Source organism: Paenibacillus sp. FSL R10-2199, assembly GCF_038000235.1.
In the GTDB taxonomy this organism is placed as follows: Bacteria; Bacillota; Bacilli; order Paenibacillales; family Paenibacillaceae; genus Paenibacillus_AQ; species Paenibacillus_AQ phytohabitans.
Genome location: NZ_JBBOBO010000001.1, coordinates 6,206,175 through 6,229,905, shown reverse-complemented (window position 1 = coordinate 6,229,905; position 23,731 = coordinate 6,206,175). Strand labels below are relative to the sequence as shown.

At 51.2% G+C, this 23,731-nt stretch carries 23 protein-coding genes; 19 read left to right on the top strand and 4 right to left on the bottom strand.

Annotated elements, in window-relative coordinates; all coding sequences use genetic code 11:
• The first annotated feature begins 26 nt into the window (after nt 1–26).
• Nucleotides 27–1,778: a sensor histidine kinase gene (locus tag NYE33_RS27525; RefSeq protein ID WP_042135956.1), complete on the top strand. Its 1,752-nt coding sequence runs from the start codon at nt 27–29 to the stop codon at nt 1,776–1,778.
• A complete protein-coding gene (locus NYE33_RS27520; RefSeq protein WP_042135958.1) occupies nt 1,753–2,460 on the top strand; it encodes a response regulator transcription factor in 708 nt (235 codons plus the stop codon). Before NYE33_RS27525 ends, NYE33_RS27520 begins: the two co-directional genes overlap by 26 nt.
• A 46-nt stretch (nt 2,461–2,506) precedes the next feature.
• On the opposite strand, the gene NYE33_RS27515 is transcribed toward NYE33_RS27520, so the two are convergent.
• Complete coding sequence (locus NYE33_RS27515) at nt 2,507–3,346, bottom strand: YheC/YheD family protein (protein ID WP_341068399.1); 840 nt, start codon at nt 3,344–3,346, stop codon at nt 2,507–2,509.
• 73 nt (nt 3,347–3,419) lie between these two features.
• Between NYE33_RS27515 and sbnA the strand changes: the two genes are divergently transcribed.
• The 7 genes from sbnA to hflC all read left to right on the top strand — a co-directional run bounded on the left by sbnA (nt 3,420) and on the right by hflC (nt 12,716).
• Entirely contained in the window at nt 3,420–5,726 is a 2,307-nt protein-coding gene (gene sbnA, locus NYE33_RS27510) for a 2,3-diaminopropionate biosynthesis protein SbnA (protein WP_341068758.1), read from the top strand.
• 20 nt (nt 5,727–5,746) lie between these two features.
• A complete protein-coding gene (locus NYE33_RS27505; RefSeq protein ID WP_341068397.1) occupies nt 5,747–6,712 on the top strand; it encodes a 2,3-diaminopropionate biosynthesis protein SbnB in 966 nt (321 codons plus the stop codon).
• A gap of 74 nt (nt 6,713–6,786) precedes the next feature.
• Nucleotides 6,787–8,298, top strand: a complete 1,512-nt coding sequence (locus NYE33_RS27500; RefSeq protein WP_341068395.1) for a spore germination protein — start codon at nt 6,787–6,789, stop codon at nt 8,296–8,298.
• A gap of 23 nt (nt 8,299–8,321) precedes the next feature.
• Nucleotides 8,322–9,584 (top strand): Ger(x)C family spore germination protein, encoded by a 1,263-nt coding sequence (locus tag NYE33_RS27495; protein WP_341068392.1) that lies wholly within the window; start codon nt 8,322–8,324, stop codon nt 9,582–9,584.
• On the top strand, nt 9,581–10,687 hold the full coding sequence (locus NYE33_RS27490; protein ID WP_341068390.1) for a GerAB/ArcD/ProY family transporter: 1,107 nt from the start codon (nt 9,581–9,583) through the stop codon (nt 10,685–10,687). Before NYE33_RS27495 ends, NYE33_RS27490 begins: the two co-directional genes overlap by 4 nt.
• 143 nt (nt 10,688–10,830) lie before the next feature.
• Nucleotides 10,831–11,853, top strand: a complete 1,023-nt coding sequence (hflK, locus tag NYE33_RS27485) for an FtsH protease activity modulator HflK (protein WP_081970485.1) — start codon at nt 10,831–10,833, stop codon at nt 11,851–11,853.
• Nucleotides 11,850–12,716, top strand: a complete 867-nt coding sequence (gene hflC / locus NYE33_RS27480) for a protease modulator HflC (RefSeq protein ID WP_341068388.1) — start codon at nt 11,850–11,852, stop codon at nt 12,714–12,716. The genes hflK and hflC overlap by 4 nt, the downstream gene beginning before the upstream one ends.
• Nucleotides 12,717–12,811: 95 nt before the next feature.
• Here the strand turns inward: hflC and NYE33_RS36590 are convergent, their stop codons facing one another.
• Nucleotides 12,812–13,486: an excalibur calcium-binding domain-containing protein gene (locus NYE33_RS36590; RefSeq protein WP_445669794.1), complete on the bottom strand. Its 675-nt coding sequence runs from the start codon at nt 13,484–13,486 to the stop codon at nt 12,812–12,814.
• Between the two features lie 284 nt (nt 13,487–13,770).
• Here NYE33_RS36590 and NYE33_RS27470 point away from each other — a divergent pair, with 284 nt between their 5' ends.
• A complete protein-coding gene (locus tag NYE33_RS27470) occupies nt 13,771–14,790 on the top strand; it encodes a GGDEF domain-containing protein (protein ID WP_341068387.1) in 1,020 nt (339 codons plus the stop codon).
• Between the two features lie 21 nt (nt 14,791–14,811).
• Here NYE33_RS27470 and NYE33_RS27465 read toward each other — a convergent pair whose 3' ends face one another.
• Entirely contained in the window at nt 14,812–15,363 is a 552-nt protein-coding gene (locus NYE33_RS27465) for a dihydrofolate reductase family protein (RefSeq protein WP_042135972.1), read from the bottom strand.
• Nucleotides 15,364–15,577: 214 nt separating this feature from the next.
• Here NYE33_RS27465 and NYE33_RS27460 point away from each other — a divergent pair, with 214 nt between their 5' ends.
• The 9 genes from NYE33_RS27460 to rhaM all read left to right on the top strand — a co-directional run bounded on the left by NYE33_RS27460 (nt 15,578) and on the right by rhaM (nt 22,909).
• On the top strand, nt 15,578–15,886 hold the full coding sequence (locus tag NYE33_RS27460; RefSeq protein ID WP_269323273.1) for a PadR family transcriptional regulator: 309 nt from the start codon (nt 15,578–15,580) through the stop codon (nt 15,884–15,886).
• Nucleotides 15,883–16,230, top strand: coding sequence for a DUF1048 domain-containing protein (locus NYE33_RS27455; RefSeq protein WP_042135976.1), 348 nt, complete (start codon nt 15,883–15,885; stop codon nt 16,228–16,230). The genes NYE33_RS27460 and NYE33_RS27455 overlap by 4 nt, the downstream gene beginning before the upstream one ends.
• 12 nt (nt 16,231–16,242) lie before the next feature.
• Complete coding sequence (locus NYE33_RS27450; RefSeq protein ID WP_042135978.1) at nt 16,243–16,584, top strand: DUF1048 domain-containing protein; 342 nt, start codon at nt 16,243–16,245, stop codon at nt 16,582–16,584.
• A 24-nt stretch (nt 16,585–16,608) separates the two neighbouring features.
• Nucleotides 16,609–17,367 carry an ABC transporter ATP-binding protein gene (locus NYE33_RS27445; RefSeq protein ID WP_076246773.1) on the top strand — a complete coding sequence of 253 codons (759 nt, stop codon included), beginning with the start codon at nt 16,609–16,611 and terminating at the stop codon, nt 17,365–17,367.
• 1 nt (nt 17,368) lies between these two features.
• A complete protein-coding gene (locus tag NYE33_RS27440; RefSeq protein ID WP_341068386.1) occupies nt 17,369–18,139 on the top strand; it encodes an ABC transporter permease in 771 nt (256 codons plus the stop codon).
• 623 nt (nt 18,140–18,762) lie between these two features.
• On the top strand, nt 18,763–19,989 hold the full coding sequence (locus NYE33_RS27435; RefSeq protein ID WP_341068385.1) for an MFS transporter: 1,227 nt from the start codon (nt 18,763–18,765) through the stop codon (nt 19,987–19,989).
• 1 nt (nt 19,990) lies between these two features.
• Nucleotides 19,991–21,295 (top strand): alkaline phosphatase family protein, encoded by a 1,305-nt coding sequence (locus NYE33_RS27430; RefSeq protein WP_341068384.1) that lies wholly within the window; start codon nt 19,991–19,993, stop codon nt 21,293–21,295.
• An 86-nt stretch (nt 21,296–21,381) separates the two neighbouring features.
• The gene (locus NYE33_RS27425; RefSeq protein WP_341068383.1) at nt 21,382–22,470 is read left to right on the top strand and encodes a rhamnogalacturonan acetylesterase; all 1,089 of its coding nucleotides are present in this window, start codon (nt 21,382–21,384) and stop codon (nt 22,468–22,470) included.
• A gap of 124 nt (nt 22,471–22,594) precedes the next feature.
• Nucleotides 22,595–22,909, top strand: a complete 315-nt coding sequence (gene rhaM, locus NYE33_RS27420; RefSeq protein WP_076246765.1) for an L-rhamnose mutarotase — start codon at nt 22,595–22,597, stop codon at nt 22,907–22,909.
• A gap of 129 nt (nt 22,910–23,038) precedes the next feature.
• Here the strand turns inward: rhaM and NYE33_RS27415 are convergent, their stop codons facing one another.
• Entirely contained in the window at nt 23,039–23,707 is a 669-nt protein-coding gene (locus NYE33_RS27415) for an O-methyltransferase (protein ID WP_042135987.1), read from the bottom strand.
• Nucleotides 23,708–23,731: the final 24 nt, after the last annotated feature.

Here is a 23,731-nt window from a genome sequence, read left to right as displayed (position 1 = left end):
CGGGCACCGGGGGGGGACAGGCTGCCGTGAGCATTGTACGCAAAATGATATTAGGATATATCCTGCTGATTTTTATTCCGGTCGTTACCTTCGGCTATTATTATTACAGCAAGCTCTATGACAGTGTAAGCAGACAGTTTGTGGAGAGCCGTCAGAAGATACTGGAGCAGGCCTATTCCAATATGAAGGCGGATCTGGCCCGGATCGATTCCACCCAGCGGATGCTCCAGTACAACCCGTATGTCACTGACTATCTGGACGGCAGCTATGAGACGGACTCAGAGAGCATATATGCCTATAACCGTTATATTAATCCGGTGATTCTGCAATCGCTTAATATCAGTCCGGAGATCGACACGTTCAGAATCTATATAACCAAGCAGGGCGTGTTGCCCATTACTGACCGGCTGCTCGAACTATCAGCGCTGGATGAACAGGGTGCCGAGGCTACCCGTATGCTGCGGCCGGGACAGGGCAAATGGATACTCCCCGATTCCAAGGTCGAAGCACCCCCGCTGGTGTTCTATCAGAACATATATAATCATGACTTTACCGAGATTGTCGGACTGCTGGAGCTGCGGGTCGGCAGTGAGCTGATCCGCAAATTCTACCGGGCGACAGGCGGAGGGGATTGGACCGCGCTGCTTCTACCGCCGGAGAGGGAAGGCATTCCCTCGGCGGTTGATCCTGCAACCTGGGCAAGAATGGCATCGGAGGAGTCGCAGACGTATTTCATCAACCGTAAGGTCATCGTCAACCAGCTGTTCATTCAGGAGCTGGGTGTCCGGGTCGCCGTGATCGGCAAGGTATCCGAGGTGTTCCGTTCGATCAGGAGCCAGGAGATCGTGATGATTACCACCTTCGCCGTCCTGCTGGCGTTATTGTCTTTTGCTTATTACACGCTGGCTGCGACGATCACTAAGCGCGTCCTCCGGCTGGCCCGGCATATGCGCAACCTGAATGATGATAATCTGAAGCAGTCGATCAGCAAGGAAGACAAGCCGGGCCGCAAGGATGAGATCAGTTTCCTCACCGAGACTTATAATTCCATGCTCCTGCGTATGGATGAGCTGATCAACAATGTCCACCGTGCGGAGCTGCGCAATAAGGAAGCCGCTTACAAAGTCCTTCAGGCCCAGATCAAGCCGCATTTCCTCTATAATACGCTGGAGACGATCCGGATGCTGGCGGAATCCAACAACGACCAGGAAGTGGCTGAAATCTCGTACTGGTTTGGCAAGCTGATGCGGTACAGCCTGTCCGCCCAAGAGGATCATACGGTCCTCTCCCAAGAGATTGAGACTGTGGTCTTCTACCTCAATATTCATAAAATGCGGCTGCAGAAGAGACTGACCTATGAGGTCGATATCGCTGTGGCTGCCGAGCAGATGAGCTGTCCAAGGTTCATCCTCCAGCCGCTGGTCGAGAATAGCATCATCCATGGAGCCTCCGTGACGCTCCGGCCTGTCCATATCCGCATTCAGGCCGCCGAGACGGAGGACGAGATCAGGATAAGTGTGTCGGACAGCGGCATAGGGATTCCCGAAGACAGGTTGCAGCAGATCCACAGCCGGTTATCCCAGGGAGATGAGGTGAAGCCCCGGGAGGAGGCGGAAGGAGGCGTGGGGCTGTATAACGTCAGCGAGCGGATTAAATCGTTCTATGGCGGAGCTTCCCGGCTGGTTCTGGAGAGTGAGGAGGGCAAGGGTACCTGCTTGACTATTATCATAGCGAAAGGGGCGGCGAGCGAGCATGCGAATCTTAATAGTAGACGATGAGCCGATCATCCTTGGAGGACTGGTCAAGGTGATTGGCGCAGCCGCGCCGGTCGGAACTGAAATCCGGGAGGCAGGCGACGCCTTCGAGGCTCTTGGGATCATGAAGGAATACATGCCGGATGTTACGGTAACCGATCTGCATATGCCGGAGAAAAACGGGTTTGAAATGATGGAGGAGGCCAAGGAGAACGGTTTATGTGAGCGCTTCATTATTCTTACGGGATATGATGATTTTGAATACGCCCGCCGGGCGCTCCGTTACGGCGTGGTGGACTACCTGCTGAAGCCAGTGGACAAGGAGGAGGTGTCCCGTCTGCTGAGTCAAGTGAACCGGGATCTTCCCTCTATGGACAGCACGGACTGTCCTCCTCATGCCAAACGGATTCTTGCGTATACCCGAATGAATTATATGAACGACCTTTCCCTCGATCATCTGGCCGACCTGATGAAGCTTCATCCCAACTACATCAGCAACCTCTTCAAGAAGGTGACCGGCGATACGTTTGTGAATTATCTGAATGCCACCCGGATCAAAGAAGCGCAAAAGCTGCTTAGTGCCCACCGTGATCTGCCAGTTAGCGAGATCGGGCGCCGGGTCGGGTATGAGAATAAGCATTACTTCAATAAAGTATTCAAGAAATATACCGGCAGTACACCGGGTGCCTACCGGGAGGCGCATTGAAGCCTTAGCCCGGAGGGGCGGCGAGCAGAATGCGGGATTCATGCTATCATCTCATCCCGCGTTTTGCCTTCATGCACTTCAGATTATAGGTGCGGCCGTAGGCTTTGGCGTATCTGATCATTTGGTCAAGCATACGGGTGTCCTTCAGTTTGGTGAACGGGCAGGGATCGGGGGCGGTATTCACTTCCAGAATCCATGGGCTAAGCCGCCGGTCTAAGGCAAAATCTACGCCGATTTCATTCAGCGCCGGATAGGCAGAGCTTAATTGAATGGCAGACTTCACGCCAAGTTCGTTCATTTGCGTAATCAGAGCGCTGTGCTTCTTCAGGCTGGTGTGAACGCCAAGCAGTTCCTCGACCGGATATATGGTCCCGCCCTGACTTCCATTCGTAACCACCTTCTGCGGATGCGCGACGCGTCCTGCCGCTCCTGTAGCTTCCCACTTTCCCTGAGGATTGCGCTGCACCATTACGCGGATATCAAACGGCCGCCCGCCGTATGTCAGAAGACGGATACCCTTCTGTACTAAATAGGATTTCCCTCCGGTCTCCTCCATGATTGCTTGATATGCCTTGTCATAATCATCGAATATGCTCACCCGTGTACCTGCCTGATAGCGGTAGGTGCATTTTTGCGTCACGACAGAATCTCTCCCGCCAGAGCTGCCCCGGCTTGCAGGTGTCCTCTGTTCAACCCGGATAACCCCCTCGCCAAGTGAGCCGCAGCAGGGCTTAATATATACCATCTGGTATTTCTGCAGCATTGCATGCAGAACACTCCGGCTCATTCTTCGTGTGTCCGGGATATGCCTCTTTAATTCCGGCTTCTCCGCCAGTACTCTTGTCTTCGTCAGTTTACTGGAAATACGGCTGATCTGCTTCTTCATCGTAACCCTCCGTCCGGTAGCTTCTTATAGGCCATAGTACGGCAGAGAGCGGGCTTTTGATTGGGCAGACGTGATGGGCAGAACACACCGGGAGATTGCTACATATGTTATTGAAGGTGTGAATCCAAGAGGCTGCGGCATGCAGCCGGAGCAGGAGGCATCCATGATGCTGATGGACAATTGGCGGGATAAAGTACTTGAAGTCATCGGGCAGTTTCCCTGGTACAAGGGGCTTATTAGCAGCAGTGAGACTATGAATTACAGTCTGCAGAACCTTCCCCTGATGACCTCGGACATTCTTGAAACCCATTATTATAGCAGCTCACCCGATGCTTCGCTCGCCGTATACCGGACATCGGGTACAAGTACAGGCCGGCGCAAGGCTATAGTCTACTCAGAAGAAGATGACGCCCATTATATCAATATCAAAACCAAGCTGTTCGGTGAGTTGATTGCAGGAAGCGGATGTACTAGGGCGCTGGCCGATATGGGAACCGGACATGCTGCGAATACGGCGCTGGCCATTTTCGAACGGCTGGGACTTGTCAGCAGCTCAATCCCCTTCGAGCTGCCGATAGAGCAGCATATCGGGCGGATTCAGGCATTTAAGCCCGACCTGCTGTATACGATGCCCTCTATTCTGGACCATATCGTAAATGCTGCTGAAGATCCGCGTTCGCTCGGAATCCGCAAGATCATTCTGGTTGGTGAGATCGCTACAGTGGAGTGGCAGCGGAATATGGCCCGGCTGTTCGGCCTTGAGCCGCAGGACATTACCGATACGTACGGGTCTATTGAAATCGGCACAATCGCGTACTATTCGCATGATCTGGGCCGGTATATCTTTGCTGACGGAATTGTTGCGGAAGTCATCGGAACTGAGGCATTAGGGGAAGGGCTGGACCCTCTGGGAGTTGGCGAAGGCATCCTGGTGCTTACCTCAGCTGTCCGCAGGCTGCTGCCCGCTATCCGTTTTGTTACCTATGATGTCGTAAGGGATTTCAGGACAGTGAAGATAGACGGGACGGAGAAGCAGAGCTTCGGATCTATCGTCAAACGGGTGGGCCGCGAGCTGAAGCACGGGGAGAAGATCAGTATCTACGATATTGAACAGGTGGTCTACCGTCATCTCCAGGATGCAATGATCCGGGTCCAGGTCAGCAATAATGCTTTAACTGTGTATATCCAGAGCAGATCTGCGGTTCCATCCGAAGTTCCGGCGATCAGGGAAGAAATCAGGGAATGCATTCCGGAAATCGGTCTGATGATCCGCAATCATCTGCTTGACGATATTGAGGTCATTCTGGCAGCAGAGGACGGAAAGCTCCAGAGCGGACAGGTGAAGAACAAGAAGCTGTATTATCAGAAGGATGGAGTCAATGACAGGGCAGAGCTGAACCTGGACACCGGTATCTTATCCGCCATCGGCAAGACGCCATTGATCAGGCTGGACCATCTGTTTCCGCGAGGCGGGTTCAGCGTATACGCGAAGCTGGAGCTGATGAACCCGGGAGGAAGCGCGAAAGACCGTCCGGCACTGTGGATGATCCGGGAGGCTTGGAAGGAAGGGCTCATCGGGCCGGGTACAGTCATCATTGAATCAAGTTCGGGAAATATGGCGATCAGCCTGGCTATGATCTGCAAATATCTGGGGATGAGCTTCATCAGTGTTGTGGATTCCAGGACGACAGAGATGAATCTTCAGATTCTGAGGGCCCTGGACGCAACCATCGATTATGTTGCCTGTCCCGATCCCGAAACAGGGGAATTTCTGCCGGCCAGACTGAAGCGAGTGCAGCAGCTGCTCGCGGAGGTACCGGGCAGCTATTGGCCGAACCAGTATGCGAACCCCAATAATTATCTGTCCCATTATCATACAACCATGAAAGAGATCGTGGCTGAGCTTGGACAGGTGGATTATCTGTTCTGCGCTGTCAGTACATGCGGGACGATCCGCGGGCTTGCAGAATACGTGAAGGACAACGGGCTGCAGACCCGGATTGTGGCTGTTGATGCAGCGGGCAGCGCAATTTTTGGCGGCAATCAGGAGAAACGGCGGTTCCCCGGCCTTGGTGCCGGCATTGTGCCGCCTTTTTGCAGAACAGATTTGATTGACCATATTGTGCATGTTAACGATTCCGATATGGTTCAGGGCTGCCGGGCGCTTGCGCGGAAGGAATCCATTCTGGCCGGAGCGTCCTCCGGGGCAGTTCTTGCGGCCATCCGGCAGATGAAGCAGCAGCTCACTCCCGGAGCTGTCTGCGCCGCTATTCTGCATGATAAGGGTGAACGTTATCTCGATACGGTATTCTCGGATTCCTGGGTTCAGAGCCAGTTCGGACAGCAGCTGCCGCCAGCAGATGAAGAGTTCCTAACTTGAACGCATAAGGAGGAGACAGGTTGCTGTACTTAAATGACCAGGATCTGCGGGCAGTGGGCCTGAATTGGGCTGCTCTTGCAGAATCAGCAGAAGCTGCGGTGCACCTCATCCATTCCGGTGATTATGTGCAGCCGGTAAAGCCCTACCTGAGGTACAAGAATCCCCGTAACCGGATCATTGCCATGCCGGCTTATGCCGGGGGGAATGTCAATACAGCTGGGATCAAATGGATTTCCAGCTTCCCTGACAATATCAGGTCGGGTCTCCCGCGTGCGCATAGTATCATCGTATTAAATGACCAGGGTACGGGCCAGCCCTCAGCTATTCTGAACTCGCCGCTTCCGAGCATCGTCAGAACGGCTTCTGTCAGCGGGCTGATGATCCGCCATGTGCTGCAGAGCCGTTCAATGGAGCGGATTCAGCTTGGCATTATCGGCTGGGGGCCTATCGGGCAATATCATTGTCAGATGGTTATGGCTCTGTTCGGAGACCGGATTGAACGGGTCCGTATCTACGATATACGGGGAGCAGACTTGTCAGGAATTCCATCTCCATACATGGAGCGGATGGAAGTGGCAGAGACGTGGGCGGATGTCTACTTGCATTCTAATATTCTTATCACCTGTACAGTGTCCGATCACCGGTATATTGATATTCCCCCCGCCAAAGGCATGCTGCTTCTGAATGTTTCACTGCGTGATTACAAGCCGGAGGCGCTGGCTTCACTGAAAGCGATCATCGTCGACGACTGGGAGGAAGTATGCCGGGAGAATACGGATATCGAGCAGCTTCACCTGGAACAGGGGCTGACCCGTTCCGGAACACAGACGCTTGCCGATGTCGTCTGCCGCCGCAGTCTCAGTACATTCGCCGCCGATGATCCAATCCTTTTCTGTCCGATGGGCATGGCTGTTTTTGATATCGCTGCGGCGGTGCATTATGTTAAAAAGGCGAGAGAAATGGGGATTGGGACTGAGCTGGCTTAAACGGTGAATGTCCTGGATCTATGCATAATTTCGTCCCCTCCAGCAAATACCAACAGGAGGGGGATGGATGCCGCATGGAACAACAACAATCAGCCAAAGAGCATAATGAGCCAGAGAGATTGTATCCGGATCTTGCGTTCAACGTAGAACGGATGGAGCTGGAGTTTCTGGGTTGCTCTGATATTATGTACCGGAATTGCAGCATTGACGGGACCAACCGGGCAACACTGATCTATGTGGACGGGATGTGCGATACGCATGCCGTGGATGAATTTGTGCTGCAGCCGCTGCTGGAGCATTTCCGCAGAAGCACTAAGGTCAATGAAGGCAGAGAGGCAGAGCTAAAGGAGGTCTTTATTCCGACACTGCAAATCCGCATAGTCTATGATACGAAGGAAGTCATCCAGGCCGTTCTGCGCGGGGAGACGGTTATTTTCACAGAGGGCAACGCTTTTGCGATGGTGGCCAGCCTGATCAAGATGGAGAAACGTTCGATTGAGGAGGCTACTTCGGAGAAGGTTGTCCGCGGCCCGCGGGATGCATTCATGGAAACGCTGCGGACCAATACCTCCCTCCTCCGGCGGCGTATCCGCTCCTCCAAGCTGAAGCTGGAAAGTATGACACTCGGCAGTATCACGGAAACGGATATTGTAATCGGCTATATGGAGGGTATCGTCAAGGAGAGCCTGATCAAGGAAGTGAGAGCCCGTCTGCAAAAAATCCAAATTGACGGGATCATTCATTCCAGCAATATCGAAGAATACATTGAGGATAACGTGTTCTCGCCTTTTCCGCAGATTCAGAATACCGAGCGGCCCGATGTGGCGGTCTCCAGCCTGCTGGAAGGCAAGGTTATTATTATTACGGACAACACGCCGTTTGTGCTCATCGTTCCAATGACCTATTGGTCCGGGCTGCAGGCTGTAGATGATTATACCGACAGATTTATGTATGCCTCCTTTGTGCGCTGGATCAGATATACCTTCGTCCATACTTCACTTTTATTGCCTTCCCTTTACGTGGCATTGACCACTTACCATCTGCAGGTCGTGCCTACACCGCTCGTGGTCAGTATTGCCTTTGCCAGAGAAGGCGTTCCACTTCCGGCAGTGTTTGAGGCTCTGATTATGGAGTTTATCTTCGAGGGTCTGCGTGAAGCAGGGATCAGGCTGCCCCAGCAGGTAGGGCCTGCGGTGAGTATTGCCGGAGCCCTTGTTATTGGACAAGCGGTAGTAGCTGCTGGAATCATATCTACACCCATGGTAATCATTGTGTCTCTGACGGGGATCGCTTCATTTGCTTTTCCGCTGTATAACCTGGGAGCTGCCTACCGGATGCTCCGGTTTCCTCTGCTCATTGCCGCCGGAATTCTCGGCTTCTATGGAATTGTATTGTTTCTGATTATGCTTTCGGTGCATATGGTGACGCTGAAGCCGTTTGGGATACCTTATATGGCGCCTTATGCGCCGCTGTCTATGGAGAATCTGAATGATGTGCTTGTACGTGCACCCAAATATAAGATGCGCAGGCTGATGCCATGGCTGGCCAATGGCAAGACTGAGCGGTTCCCCAAACGCACCAAATAACCGGCAGGAAGGGACGGGGGCATATGTTCAGGAAAATAAGCTCTGTGTTCCTCGCCTTATCCCTGATTCTGACCGGCTGCTGGGACCGTCAGGAATTGAACGACCAGGCGATTGTCCTGGGCTGGGGCATGGACTTGATGGAGAACGGAGAATATCTGGCTACGGCCAATCTTGTGCTGCCGCTGGTATCCAAATCAGGCGGTCAGGAAAGCGGAGGACAGAGCAGCACATCCGGGTTCATGACCGAAAGTGCCTTCGGCAAGAACAACAGGGATGCCGAACAGAATATGCAGAGAAAGCTTTCGCGGGTACTGTTTCCGGGACACCGGCGGAATATCTTTATCGGGGAGAAGCTGGCGGAGAAGGGGGTCTTCTCCATCATGGACGAGTATGGCCGAAGCCCGATGGTCCGCCCGCGGTCGAATATTTTTGTTGTCAAGGGCGGGACTGCGCAGGAGGCGATGAGCATTGCTTATCAGCTTGAAGCCAATCCGGCAATTGCCGTGCAGAAGATTCAGGAGAAAAGCGGGGCACCGATCAGCCGCTCACTGCTGGACTTCTTCATCATGGCCAATGGCACCGGTTGCGGCGTCATGCCTGCACTCTCGATTGAAACTCCGGAAGTTAATACGGACAAGAAGACACCGGAGGACAGCCCGCCGCAGACGACCTTAAGCTTATACGGGGCGGCTGTTTTTAATGAGAAGCTGAAGCTGGCGGGATATCTGAATTATGATGAATTCTGGGTCAGACTCTGGATTACGAACCGGCTGGCCTTCCGGAATTTCACTACAATTATCAACTCTATTGATGCAGACAAGCCGGAGGGAGCGGCAGCGGATGCCCTCTCTGGAGCAACCAGGGGCAAGACCGTGAGCATTAATGTGGACACCTTCAAGAGTCAAATTACACCGGTTATGACCGGAGCTCTGCCCAAATTCCGGATTCTGCTGGAGGGAAAGGGGTTCATTGAAGAGAATAATTCACCGCTGAACCTCTCCAGGCCGGACAATGTGCAAAAGGTCGAAGCCCGGATGAATCAATACCTTGAAGCGAGGATTAAGAAAGTCTTAACCAAAGTGCAGAAGGATTTCAAATGTGACATCTTCGGTTTCGGAGATACGATTCATCACCGCCATCCGTATCAGTGGAAGAAGCTTGCTGCGGATTGGGATACGATCTTTCCGGATATTGATATGGACATTACGGTTAAGCTGAACCTTACTGGAACAGGCCTGACAGGACAATCGCTGCTGCCAACGAGAGACGGCGGTGAAGGGAAATGAAGATCAACAACCGGCAGCTGTTCTGGATGATTATGATGCTGGAAATCGGGATCAACCTGCTGATTTCGATGACAGCAACGATTCTTTATGCCAAGCAGGACGCCTGGATTTCCTACATTCTGGCTGGAGGCGCGGGTCTGGTCATTACCTATATTGCGTCCAAGCTCAGCTCCCGGTATCCCCGGCAGACCTTGATAGAGTACAGTGTGACTATTCTGGGAAAATGGGGCGGCAAGCTGATTGTCATTCCGTTCATTCTCCAATGGTTCTGGGTGATCAGTCTCATTCTGCGCGATGAATTCTTGTTCATACGCTTGAGTGTCCTCTATAAAACACCTGCCTGGGTAGTCATCGGAACGATGCTGGGCGTAGTTATATACACGGTCTATCATGGAGGCATTGAAGCCATCGGCAGGGTCAGTGAGCTGTGGGGGCCGATTCTGATGATTATTCTTGCGCTCACCTTTGCGCTCACCATCAATAATCTCAATGCGCCGATGCTGCTGCCCGTATATGCAGATATCGGACCGGGACCAATCCTGCAAGGAGCCCTGGCACCGGTCTCGCTGCTGGGCGAATCCGTTCTGCTCATGATGCTGTTTCCCTTTGTGGAGCATCCCGGCAAAGGAACCCGAAAAGCGGTGCTGCTGGGAGTGGCCTTATCCTCGGTAATGCTGCTGTTTGGCGTATTGTGGGTCATTATGACCTTCGGTCCGGCTGTAAGCGGACGGCTGCAATTTCCTTTTTTTGAGATGGTCAAGCTGGTCTATCTGATGGAGTTCATTCAGAATATGGATATATTTGTGATGGCGGTGTGGCTGGTCTGCATATTCGTCAAGCTGTCCATCTATATGTTCATTACCAGCTATGGCGTGGCCCAGTGGACCGGCAAGACCGGCAGCTGGAAAAAAATATCCCTGATCGTAGCCGCAGTCTCGTTCATCCTCACCATGCTGGTGATCATTCTGAATCCTCCGGCCGGGCTGCTGCTGAAGGGGGTATGGATCCGTTATGTGCTGCCTGTGAATATGATCGGAATTCCGCTATTCCTGTGGCTGGTTTCTGCTGTGAAAGCAAACCTTCATACAGATATCCGGCGCTAGTCTTACTGCGAAGAAGAGAAACGCAGTAAAATCCAATAAGATTGAACAAAGTCGCGAAATTTGCGACTTTTTTGTTTTATTTACGTATATGTATCTCTATATAGACTTAAATACGTAAAAAGGAGCGATGCATCTTGAATTTCATGAATGGGGATGGGAATAATCCGATCCCGGGACGCAAGCTTCCCGAGCTGAAACCGGGAATGTACAAGAAGATTGGATTAGGGGTAGCCGCTGCCGCTGTGTTGATTTATATTGGCGCAACTTCATTCTATACCGTGCAGGAGCAGGAACGTGCAGCTATCCTGACCTTCGGCAAATACACCAACGAGTCCTCGGCAGGACTTCATTTCAAATGGCCTTATCCAATACAGGAAGTGATAACGGTGCCTGCGGAACTGACCCAGCGGATACATATCGGGTACCGTCAGGAGGCTGATGGAGCTGTAGCTGTTGAAGATGAGGCGATGATGATTACAGGCGATGAGAACATCGTATCTGCCGATGCTGTAGTACAGTGGAAGATCAGCAATGTCCGCAATTATCTGTATAACATTGATGACCCGGACAAATTTCTGCGTAACTCGGCCAGCTCCTCCATCCGTGCGGTCATTGGTTCCGAGAAGCTGGATTATGCCATTACAGACGGAAAGACGGTTATTCAGGATAAGGTCCGGGTGCTGCTCGTCGATCTGCAGAAGAAATACAACACCGGTATTCAGATCATTGATATCAAATTCCAGGATATTGAGCCGCCGAGCGGTCAGGTAGAGGAAGCCTTCCGCGAGGTTACCAATGCCCGTGAAGAGAAGAACACGAAGATTAACAACGCCAAGAAATATGAGAACGATATCATCCCTAAGGCACGCGGTGAAGCGCAGGCGCTGATTGAGAGAGCCGAGGGCGAGAAGAAATCACGTATCCTGAATGCGCAAGGCGATGTAGCCCAGTTTAACGCCATATTTGCCGAATATAGCAACAATAAGAGCGTAACCGAAAGCCGGTTGATTCTGGAGACACTGGAGACTATATTACCTAGCGCCAAAATCTTCATTACCAACTCGGATAGCGATACTGTGAATTATCTGCCGCTGAATGAGCTGATGCGCAGCACTCCGGTCAGCCCGGCAGCTTCGGCCACGCCGCAAGGAGGAGATGCAGAGTGACAAGAAACCAGATCATCGGACTGATATCAACTATTGTTCTAGCTATTCTGCTTGCAGGCTCTATGTATGTAGTGAAGGAGGGTGAATACAAGGTAGTCCTGCGCTTCGGTGAAGCGATGCGTACTGTTGAGGAGCCTGGACTGAGGCTGAAAATCCCTTTTATCGAGAATGTCTCAGCTCTCCCCAAGTATCAGATGACATACGAAAGCTCACCCACCAGCATTCTGACGAAGGACCAGAAGCCGATTGTGGTTGATAATTACACCGTCTGGAGAATTACCAATGCCTCGCAATTCCTTAGAACCGTACAATCGGTAGGCGGCGGGATTCAGCGTATTGATGAAGCGGTATATAACTCCGTGCGGCGCAAGCTGTCGGAAGTCAATTATGAGAATATTATCAGTGAGGACACCGGACGGGGCAATATTAACGATGAGATCACCAATGATGTCATTGCCGCCTTAACCCGTGATAATTACGGGATTGAAGTGATTGACGTACGGATCAAACGTACGGATCTGCCGGAGGAGAACAAACAAAGTGTATACAACCGGATGATATCGGACCGCCAGTCCATCGCTGCGCGTTATCTGTCCGAGGGTGACGAGGAATCCAAGAAAATCACCTCCAAGGCCGACCGTTCCTCAAGAGAGCTGATGGCCCAGGCCGAAGCCGATTCTAAGAAAATCATCGCTGAAGGAGAAGGGGAAGCCGCCAGGATCTATAACCAGGCCTATGGAAAGTCTCCTGAGTTCTATAGCTTCTATCGTACGCTGGAGAGTTATGTGACCACGCTGAAGAATGAGCCGGTTATCATGATGCCGATTGACTCGCCATATGCCAAAATATTGATGGGGCAATAACCTCATCTGATCTATTGGCGGGATGTAAATATGAGAGGCCCATGCGGTTTGCGCATGGGCCTCTTTGATATGCTGCTGAGTGTATTCACCTATTTTTATTCACAGCCTACGCCGTCACCATCCCGATCCAGTTTGCGCGAGTACCCTGGTTCTCCGGCACGGATGGGGTCAGCTCCTGCCGCCCGAACAGCATCACAATTCTTGTAATATACATCCTGGACAGGTGCTTTAGTGGCCGCAGGTTTGTTGGTGGCCTTGGGTTTTGTTGTGGTGACAGGTTTGTTGGTAGCCTTGGGCTTGGTTGTGGTGACGGGTTTGTTGGTGGCTTTAGGTTTGGTTGTAGTAACGGGTTTCTTAGTTGGAACAGGTTTCTGTGTTGGAATGGAGGCAAGTGTATTTCTTGAGACACCCGGTTCCTCTGTTGCAACAGACTTCGTGGTGGCCGCAGGAGCTGGTGAAGGTGAGGGGGCTGCCGCGCTTAAAGTCTGATCTTCGGTTTTGGGAATAATAACGATTGCAATAATGAAACAAAGGAGCAGCTGAATTCCTGCGTACTTTGAAACCTTCTTCCGGTTACGGTTATCCTCATTCCCCCACCAGATCACTTTCTGAGGGAAGATCATTCCGAATAACCAGACAGGGATGGCGGCGAGGGCAAGGAAAAGGAAATTGAAGGCGATTACTACAAGGAAAGGGAAGGATAATAGCAGGAGGATTTCAAACAAAATAACAATTGCACTAATGATGAGAGCTTTTTTTGAACGTGACATAATAAACCCCTTTAATGTATTAGTTGACTCCAATTAGTTTAACAATTAAAGGAAGTTTTTTCTATATAAAACGACCCCATCTTTCGACAAAAATGCAAACGATTTTGGGGGTTATTTTGATAGAGAATTACACGAATGTACATGCTATACTGATGGGGTGTCTTCAACTATCCCTATAGAATCAAAGGGGATATCACTTATTTTGTAAGGGGTATGTTATGCTTGTTAATTTGCTCATCAATTTTTCATTGCTTACTACGTTTATCTTTTTTGGGGATATGATATTGGCCCTCTTAAAAGGAAAGCGGGCGTTCTCCAAGCTTCAATTACATGCTTTATACGGAATCGGGTTTGGACTGTTTGGCATTGTTCAGCTGTATTTTGCTTTTCCTTTAGGCGATGGCACCATTATAGACTTCCGGCAAGTCTCGATCCTGGCATCCTCATATCTTGGCGGGCCTGTTACCGGGATGATTTCGACAAGTTTAATTGCTTTGTTCCGGCTTTTTTTCCTTGGTCAAATTAATGAAGCGACCCTGTTGGGTGTTGTAAATATCGTGATTACTTTTCTGGTGGGCGTTTTTGCTTTTTCGCTTAAAATCCCCGCATTTTACCGGTGGCTGGCTGCAGCTTGCGGTATGGTCATACTCTCCACCTGTATACTGCTTCCGCTGGTAGGCTGGACTAACATAGGCACGATTCTTTTATTTGACATGATCTGTTTCATGGCATGCCTGTTTAATTATTTGCTCATTAACCACCTGGAGAAATCCCATGACGCATTAGAAATGTTTAAAGAGGCGGCAGAGCGGGATTTTCTTACGGGACTCCATAATCCCCGGTCCTTTAATCTGATTTTCAAAAAAACGGCGGAAATAAGCGCGCTCCAGAATGAACCGTTCTCTCTGCTGTTAATAGATATCGATCATTTCAAGGTTGTTAATGATACATACGGGCATGCGGCCGGAGATGTGGTCCTGTCCAAACTCGCTGATATTCTCCAGTCCGGTATCCGTATACGCGATTATTGTGCGCGCAAAGGAGGGGAAGAGTTCGCGGTTCTGCTTCTGCGGTGTACGGCGGATAAGGGCATGACGGTTGCCGAGAAGCTGCGTTCCTCGGTTCAAGACAGCATCTTTGTACTCCCTGACCAGTCCCAGCTAAGGATAACGATTTCTGTAGGGGTTTCTTCTTTTCCGGAATCTGCCCCGGCAGAAATGCTGGAGAAAGCCGACGAAGCTCTATATGAGGCTAAAGGAAAAGGCAGAAACCAGGTATGCTATGCTGAAGCGCGTCTTACATAAACTCGGTGATCAGTCAGGCGGTTAACGGACGGGCGTATAGTGGAGCACCACGACGCCGGAGCCGAAGGTTGTGGTTCCGCTCAGCTTCAGATCCAGCCGGTCACGGATTTCCCCCAATAACTTAGGACCGTGTCCGGCAACAATTGGCTGTACCAGGAAGTGATATTCATCCACCAAGTCTAGCCCTGCCAGAGTGGAGCCCAGGCCGGGACCGCCGTTAACGATCAGGCTCTTTCCTTCTGCCGTAAGCTGCTGCACTTCCTCTAATACGGTCCCCGTTAGCAAAAAAGAGTTCTGCCACGACAAGTGATCCAGCGTCCGCGAGAAGACATACTTGGGTTTCCGGTCGAGCTTATGTGCAAAGTCGACCATAAATTGGGGTCCTTCACCGCTAATAGCAATGGCTGGCCAAGCGCCTTCCATCAGCTGGTAGATTTTACGTCCCATAAGCAGGCCATCGGCCTGGTCCATCAAATCCGCCGTATACTGGTGGAGCTCCTCATCCGCTATCACCTGCGTGTGGTCGCAGCAACCGTCCAGTGTCACATTCATCTGCAGAATTACACGTCCCATATGCAGCCTCCTTATGTTACATTTTAGCCCGCTAAATACAGCTTTAGTTTAACGGACGAGGGGGGATTAAACAAATCCGCCCTTTAGCATAATTATCAGATTAACAGCTATTGACAATCTGCTACTATGTGTTACTATGTAGTGGTAGTAAGTAATACTGAATACCAGTCATACAGAGTAGTGAGGAGGAATTGTGCTGGATAATCTGACAGAAATGCTCAAGGGCGTACTTGAGGGCTGTGTCCTTGAAATTATAAGCCGCAACGAAACCTACGGTTACGAAATCACAAGGCAGCTGAATGCCCTCGGCTTCACCGATGTTGTAGAGGGAACGGTGTACACCATCCTGATCCGGCTTGAGAAAAGCCAGCTGGTCGATACCACTAAGAAACCTTCGGATATGGGGCCGCCGCGAAAGTTCTTCGCGCTGAATGATGCGGGGCGTGAGGAGCTGCAGAAGTTTTGGGGGAAATGGGAGTTTGTATCATCCAAAATGAACGAGTTAAAGGAGAGAAATCAATGAATTTTTGGGATAAGATCACCGGCAGAGATATGACCAAAGAATTCCAGGCTTTTGAGTTGCGGGTAAAAAAGCTCCCGCCTGATTATCAGACGGCCTGGGAGAAAATTAAAGCTGAGCTTTGGCCGCATTCTGATTTCACCGGCCGTAACCTCATGCCCATTCTTGACGGTGTGCTTGGCCTGCTGGAAGAAACGGCGGCGGACGGCCAGAATGCCCGGGAGGTATTAGGTGATGATATCCGGGGCTTCTGTTCAGCGCTGGCGGGTGAAGAAGGGGCAAAGTCTTACCGCGACAAGTGGCGCCAGCAGCTTAATGATAATATTGCCCGGAAATTAGGGAAGTAGGAGGAGGATACAATGAAAATACGGGATATGATCGAGGGGAAAAAAGAGTGGCGGGCGCATGTTGCGCGTGTCAAAGCACTGCCGCAGGATTACCAGATTGTCTATAAAGAGCTGCAAAAATATCTGTTTAAGGTCGGTCCTGTGGAGCTGACGGAGGGGAATGGCTTGCTCTCGGGGATTGTCGATCTTTTTGAGGAGGGCGCTGCACTGGGGAAAGGGGTGCTTGAAGTGACGGGCAATGACGTAGCGGCGTTCTGCGACGACCTCATCAAAGATTCCAAAACCTACGCTGATCTCTATCAGGAATCTGTGGACCAGGAAGTAGCCAAGGCCATGAAAAAGGCAACGGACTAAACAAAGTGAACGGGGGAAGCAGAAATGGGCAATGCCATTGAAGTGAAAGGTCTGCGAAAGTCCTTCAATAATATAGAAGTTCTGAAGGGCGTCGACTTTGAGGTGCGGAGCGGCGAAATTTACGCTCTGCTCGGTTCCAACGGTGCGGGGAAGACAACAATTGTCAGAACCCTAACTACGCTGCTGAAACAGGATGGGGGAAGTGCAACCGTAAACGGCTTTGATGTCGCATCGAAGCCTGATCATGTACGCCAGTCGATCAGCCTGACCGGACAATTTGCTGCCGTGGATGAGATATTGACCGGGCGGGAGAATCTGATCATGATCGCCAGGCTCCGGCACCTGAACCATCCGCTTCAGCTAGCAGACGATCTATTGAAGCGGTTCGGCCTGACTGAAGCCGGGAGCCGCAGAGTATCAACCTATTCAGGCGGGATGCGCCGGAGGCTCGACATCGCCATGAGCCTTGTGGGAGAACCGCAGCTTATCTTCCTCGACGAGCCGACCACCGGACTTGACCCCGAAGGGCGGATCGAAGTCTGGAAGACAGTCAAAGAGCTTGCCGCTAAGGGCACGACTGTATTTCTGACCACGCAGTATTTGGAGGAGGCCGAACAGCTGGCCGATCAAATCGCTATTCTGCATGAGGGCAGGATTATTGCGAGCGGCACACTCACGGAGCTGAAGAAGCTGTTTCCGCCTGACAAGGTGGAGTACGTGGAGAAACAACCCACATTAGAAGAGATATTCCTTGCCATCACCGGTAATAGGGAGGGAAAGTAAAATGGAAATGACAGCGAGACACTTCTTCAGTGATATGAGCGTTATGCTTGGACGTTCCATGCGCCATATTATCCGCAGCCTGGATACCATCATCACAGTCACCATCACTCCGATTGCCATGCTGCTGCTGTTCGTTTATGTGTTCGGCGGGGCCATTCAGACCGGCACGGACAACTATGTGAATTACCTGCTGCCCGGCATCCTGCTGATTGCAATTGCCAGCGGCATCTCCTATACGGCCTACCGGCTGTTCATGGATATGCAGAGCGGCATCTTCGAACGGTTCCACTCGATGCCGATTGCGCGCTCGGCGGCGCTCTGGGGGCATGTGCTGACCTCACTCGTGTCCAATGCGATTTCGGTTGCCGTCATCATTCTTGTAGCGCTCCTTATGGGCTTCCGCTCTCCGGCTGGCGTATTATCATGGCTTGCCGTGGCCGGTATACTCGCACTGTTCACGCTGGCCCTGACTTGGATCGCGGCGATTGCCGGACTGTCCGCCAAATCGGTAGACGGCGCAGGCGCCTTTTCCTACCCGCTAATCTTCCTTCCCTTCATCAGCTCCGCATTTGTGCCTACTGAAACTATGCCGCGGGCTGTCCGCGCCTTTGCCGAGAACCAGCCGGTGACCTCCATAGTGGAGACTATCCGCGCCCTGTTGGCGGGGCAGCCTGCCGGATATGACATCTGGACTGCACTTGCCTGGTGCCTGGGGATACTGGTTGCCGCATATCTGTTTGCGATGCGCGTATACAAACGGAAGGCGGCGTGAACGGCTGCCCGGTTTCTGATATTAAAAGCATGGCGCCTTCCCGGACCTTCCGGGACAGGTGCCATTTTTATGTGCGGACTAGGTATTGTCCCGGCGTTTCAATTGCTGGTGTTCTTAGACGCCTTAGCTGCGGTTTTACCGTTTCATCGGCTTTCTGTGGCTGATTTCTGATAACTTGTCATGAAATCCTGCACAGAATACAACATTTCCCCTCACATATCGCCCCAAATCCGGAATTGTTGTATGAAATGCAGGATTTTACCTTTTTCAAGCGGCTTAGCCGAATTATTCTTGTATTTTATACAACAATCCTCCTGGAAACCTAACTATCAATGATCCAAAGTTGTAAAACGTACAACATTTATCTCTACAGTGTTTACTGAAAAGTCTCCATCCTGCTGCAGCGCCCTCTGCCCATATATATTCCGTGAATCTAGTGAGCTTAATCTATATTTTTCACCCTATCCTTTGGTAATTCAGGTTATAATGACCATGTATATTGCAGGATATTGGGAAGGCTATGGCCACCAAGCCAGAGATTCTGTGATTTTACATCCCATTAACATGCTTCATATGTTCGCGTGATATAACTGAAACAATCGGTTATTGGAGGAGAAGATTAGATGAAGCTGAGTAAAGAGGAGAAATCATGGATTCTGTATGACTGCGGTAATTCTGCCTACTCGATGGCGGTGACTACGGCGCTTTTGCCCATTATCTTCGGCATGTTCACCACTGTGGGCAGCAGTATGGATTTGGGCTATTTCAATTCCATTGCCAGTATTCTGGTGGCGGTGCTCAGTCCGATCCTGGGGACGATTGCCGATTACAAGGACAGGAAGAAGCGCTTCTTTATCTTCTTCGCAGCGGTAGGCGTGCTTGCTACGGCTTCCCTGGCCTTCGTGTCACCGGATAGCGGACAATGGCAGCTGCTGATTGCTTTTTACATTCTGTCAGCGGTCGGGTTTGCCGGGGCTAATATCTTCTATGATTCCTTCCTGGTTGATATTACAGATGATGAGCGGATGGATAAGGTATCCACAAGAGGGTTTGCCTTCGGTTACATCTTCAGCTGTATTCCGTTCGGAATCAGTCTGCTGCTGATCTTCATGATGGGGATGGATAAGGCCATCGGCTATCAGATTGGATTCATCATCACTGCACTATGGTGGGGGCTGCTCACTGTGCCTATGATCAGAGATGTGAAGCAGCGCTACTATATTGAGCCTGAACCTAATCCGGTTGCAAACAGCTTCAAAAGAATGGCGAACACCTTCATGAATATCCGCCAGCACAAAATTGTATTTGTATTCCTGATTGCTTATTTCTTCTATATCGACGGGGTAGATACCATTATTAAAATGGTGGTGCCGTATGCGACGTCGGTGCTGGGCGGGGATTCGCTGGACACTTTCACCCTGTTGGGAATTCTGCTAATCATCCAGATCATTGCCTTTCCGTGTGCGATCCTCTATGGTAATCTGGCCAAAACCCACTCTGCCCGCAAGCTGATTATCTTCGGGATTTTCACTTATATCATTTCCAGTATTGCGGCTTTCTTCATCACCTCAGTGTGGCATATCTTTATTCTCGGCGCGCTCATCGGTTCGGCCCAGGGCGGCATCCAGGCGCTCAGCCGCTCGTATTTCGCCAAAATCATTCCGAAGGAGAATTCCAATGAATTCTTCGGCTTCTATAATATCTTCGGCAAGTTCGCGGCAATTCTCGGCCCGGCGCTGATGTCACTGACTACGACGTTAACGGGCGAGGCCCGCTTTAGCATTTTATCCATAATTCCGCTGTTTCTGATCGGATTCTTCATCTTCATCACACTACCTAAGGGGAACTGACATGGAACCGACAACGCCTCGCGCGCCATTAGCTAAACATCTGATCGTCATTTCCTACGATGCCTTCTCGGAGGACAACTGGGAACTGGCCAGCCGGCTGCCCAATTTATCCAGACTGATTAAGCAAGGTGCCCACAGCAACCGCTTGCGGAGCGTATATCCCACACTCACCTATGTAGTTCATACCACCATCGCTACCGGCGTTCATCCGGACAAGCACGGCATTCACCACAACAATCCGCTGCAGCCGTTCGTGAAGGAGGAGGATCAGCGCTGGTTCTGGTTCCGTGAGGCGGTCAAGGTACCGACAATTTATGATGCTGCACGTAAGGCAGGGCTCAGTACCGCCGGACTCCTCTGGCCGGTTTCGGGCAAGTCCTCGATCCGGTATAATATCCCGGAAATCAGGGCGCTGAAAGGTGAGAATCAGGCACTTAAGGTGCTGAGAAGCGGCAGTCCCGCCTACTGCATCCGTATGGAGCTGAAATACGGCCGGATCAGGCAAGGGATTACCCAGCCTTATCTGGATGACTTTACAACGAAGTGTGCGATAGACACGATTAAGCGCAACAAGCCTAATCTGCTCATGATGCATCTGATTGACCTGGATGATGCCAAACATCTGTATGGGACAGACAGCGATGAGGTGAAAGAAGTCATCCTGCGCATGGATAACCGGCTGGGTGAGATCCTGCAGGCTGTGGAAGATACCGGGATCAGGCAGGATACGGTAATTATGGTGCTCGGAGACCACGGCCAGTTCAATGTGCGCTACAAAGTGCATTTGAACAAGCTTTTGCAGGCAAAGGGTCTTATCTATGAAGAGGGCGGCGTAATGAAATGGCGGGCATACTTCCAGTGCGGCGGAGGTTCAGCGTACCTGCATGTCCGGCCGGGAGACGAAGAAGCAGAGCGGCTCGCGCTCACGGCTATTGAAGAATGTAGGCAGAATGACATGTCAGGGGTTGAAAGCGTATACCACAGAGAGACATTAGACCGTCTTCATGCAAGCCATTCCACAAGAGTAATGCTTGAAGCGCGGCGCGGCTATTCCTTTGATGAGAGTCTGGAGGAGCAGCTGGTTGTCGATTTGCAGGCACATGGAATTCGTTATGCTACGCATGGTTATTCTCCTGACAAAAGCGGCTACCGGTGCAATTTTGTCGTCTCCGGCGGCATGATTAAACAGGACTATTCTATCGGCGACATCGAAATGGTCGATATTGCGCCAACGCTGGGAAGAATTCTGGGGATCGATTTCGGGCATGGCGACGGGAGAGTGCTGGAGGAGATTGTCCGGGAATAAAAAAGTGCAAAACCGGCAAAAGAGTCCGATTGTCTTCTATACCCGGATGAATTAGTGTAGACGGGAAAAGAAAGGTGGATGCCCGTATGATATTTAACTATTCGTTTGTACCCGCATTGGATAGCCTGTATGACATGGAACAGGGTTATGGCTTTGCCGCTGCGCCGGCAGGCTCGAAGAATGAGGAGCTCAAGGATTCATGGCCCGGAGATTATTTCTCTCCTGCGGTGCCGACACTGCTGATGGATGTGCCGAATGGCAATTACACCGTAACGCTGGAGATCGGTTCACCGGACACCTCCGCCGTTACTACCGTAAGAGAAGGACTCGGCCGGCTCAGACTGCTTGAGCTGAAGACCGGGCCCGGTGAGATCACCACCCGCAGCTTTGCTGTGTATGTCGAGGATGGTGTGCTCAAGCTGGCTTTCGGCGGTGCTGCACCAAGTGTGCGGCAGGTGACGGTTAACCGGGTAAGCTCCATCCCTACTCTATTTCTTGCCGGAGATTCTACCGTAACGGATCAGGCCTCGGGGCAATTCCCTTATACAGGCTGGGGCCAAATGATCGGATTGTACCTGGATGAAGACATTGCTGTGGCGAATCATGCACGTTCCGGCAGAAGCGCCAGAACCTTTATTGAGGAGAGCCGTCTGCTGCGGATAGCCAAAAGACTGCGCAAGGGCGACTTCCTGCTTGTACAATTTGCCCACAACGATGAGAAGGAAACAGAAGAAGGTGCGGGTCCGTTCACAACCTATCAGCACTACCTGAAGCAATATATTGATCTTGCGCGGTCAGCCGGCGCGTATCCTGTGCTTGTAGCACCCATGCACCGGCGGTTCTTCGAGGAGGATGGGGCCATCCGGAATACCCACGGGGATTATATTGAAGCTATGAGGCAGCTGGCCGTCCGGGAAGCTGTACCCTTTGTGGATCTCGCTTCACTCAGCAAAGTATATTTTGAGGAGCTTGGTGAGGCTCGTTCCAAGCAAGTATTTCTGTGGGCGGAACCGGGCCAATATGCTAACCTTCCTGAGGGAGCAGAGGATAACACGCATTTCTCGGAAGCCGGGGCCATAGAAATGGCCAGACTGGTAGCGAAGGGCCTACAGCAGACAGAGGCGGACAAGCTCAAGCAGCATCTGATCAGCAATATAGGGGATTCCTTAATTTAAGCCAGATATTCGAGTTTATTTGTGTTTATTTATATTCAATAAAGTTCATCTATACTTTATAATGTTCAATATAATAGTTCATTTAAGTTTTAACTACACCCCTATATGTCTGGAGAGCTGAACAGTGATTAGAAAAGCGAGTGTTATGCATGTTTATCCCGATGCTTATGAGGAGTACAAACGCCGTCATGATGAGCTTTGGCCGGATATGGCTGAAGAGCTGAAGAACCATGGCGCACATAATTATTCTATTTTTCTGGATGAAGAAACGGGCAGCCTGTTTGCTTACGTAGAGATTGAAGACGAAGAGCGGTGGGATCAGATGTCGCAGACGGAGATTTGCCGGAAGTGGTGGGTGTATATGGAGCCGTTAATGGAGACTAACCCTGACCACAGCCCGGTGTCCAAGAATTTGAAAGATGTATTCTACTTAAAATAACCGATAGCCAAGAGTGCCCTGTGATATTGTGGGGCACTTTTGTATTGTACAAGAGAGTGAAGCGGACTGAGAATCGCTTATCTTGTTCATACTGGCGATTCATGCACAATAACAGCAAGATGAAGACATTCAAATAACAATGCCAAGCACGAAGCCGTCGTATCCCTTGCTGCCTACCGTCTGCAGTGCAGTAGCCTCGATTCGCGGCTCGGCGGAGAGCAGATCCATAAACTGACGGACGCCCTGTACGCGGTCATCTGGACTGTCTGCCTGAATGACTTCACCATCACGCACCACGTTATCGGCCACAATGACTGCTCCCGGCCGGGCCAGCTTCAATGCCCATTTCAGATAATGGGGATTGTTCGGTTTATCGGCGTCAATAAAGATGAAGTCAAAAGGGCCATGACCCCGGGCTTCAAGTGTCGCCAGCGTCTCAAGTGCCGGCCCCTCAATCACCTCCGTTTTATCCGCTAACCCTGCCATTCTCAGATTATCCTCAGCGACGACTACATGTTCATGCTCGAACTCGAGCGAAACCAGTCTTCCTGCTTCCGGCAACGCCCTGGCCAGCCAAATGGTGCTGTAGCCGCCCAGCGTGCCGATCTCCAGAATATTAACGGCACCTTTCATTTTAGCCAGAAGATACAGCAGCTTCCCCTGGTTCGGAGCAACATCAATCGCCGGTAATCCTGCACCTTCATTAGCGCCCAGAACGGCGTCCAGCACCGGATCTGCCGCCAGCAGCTTGTCATTGAAATACGCGTCAACCTTACTCCATTTGTTCTGTTCTTTCATGTGAATCCCTCCGTTTGGTTAAGT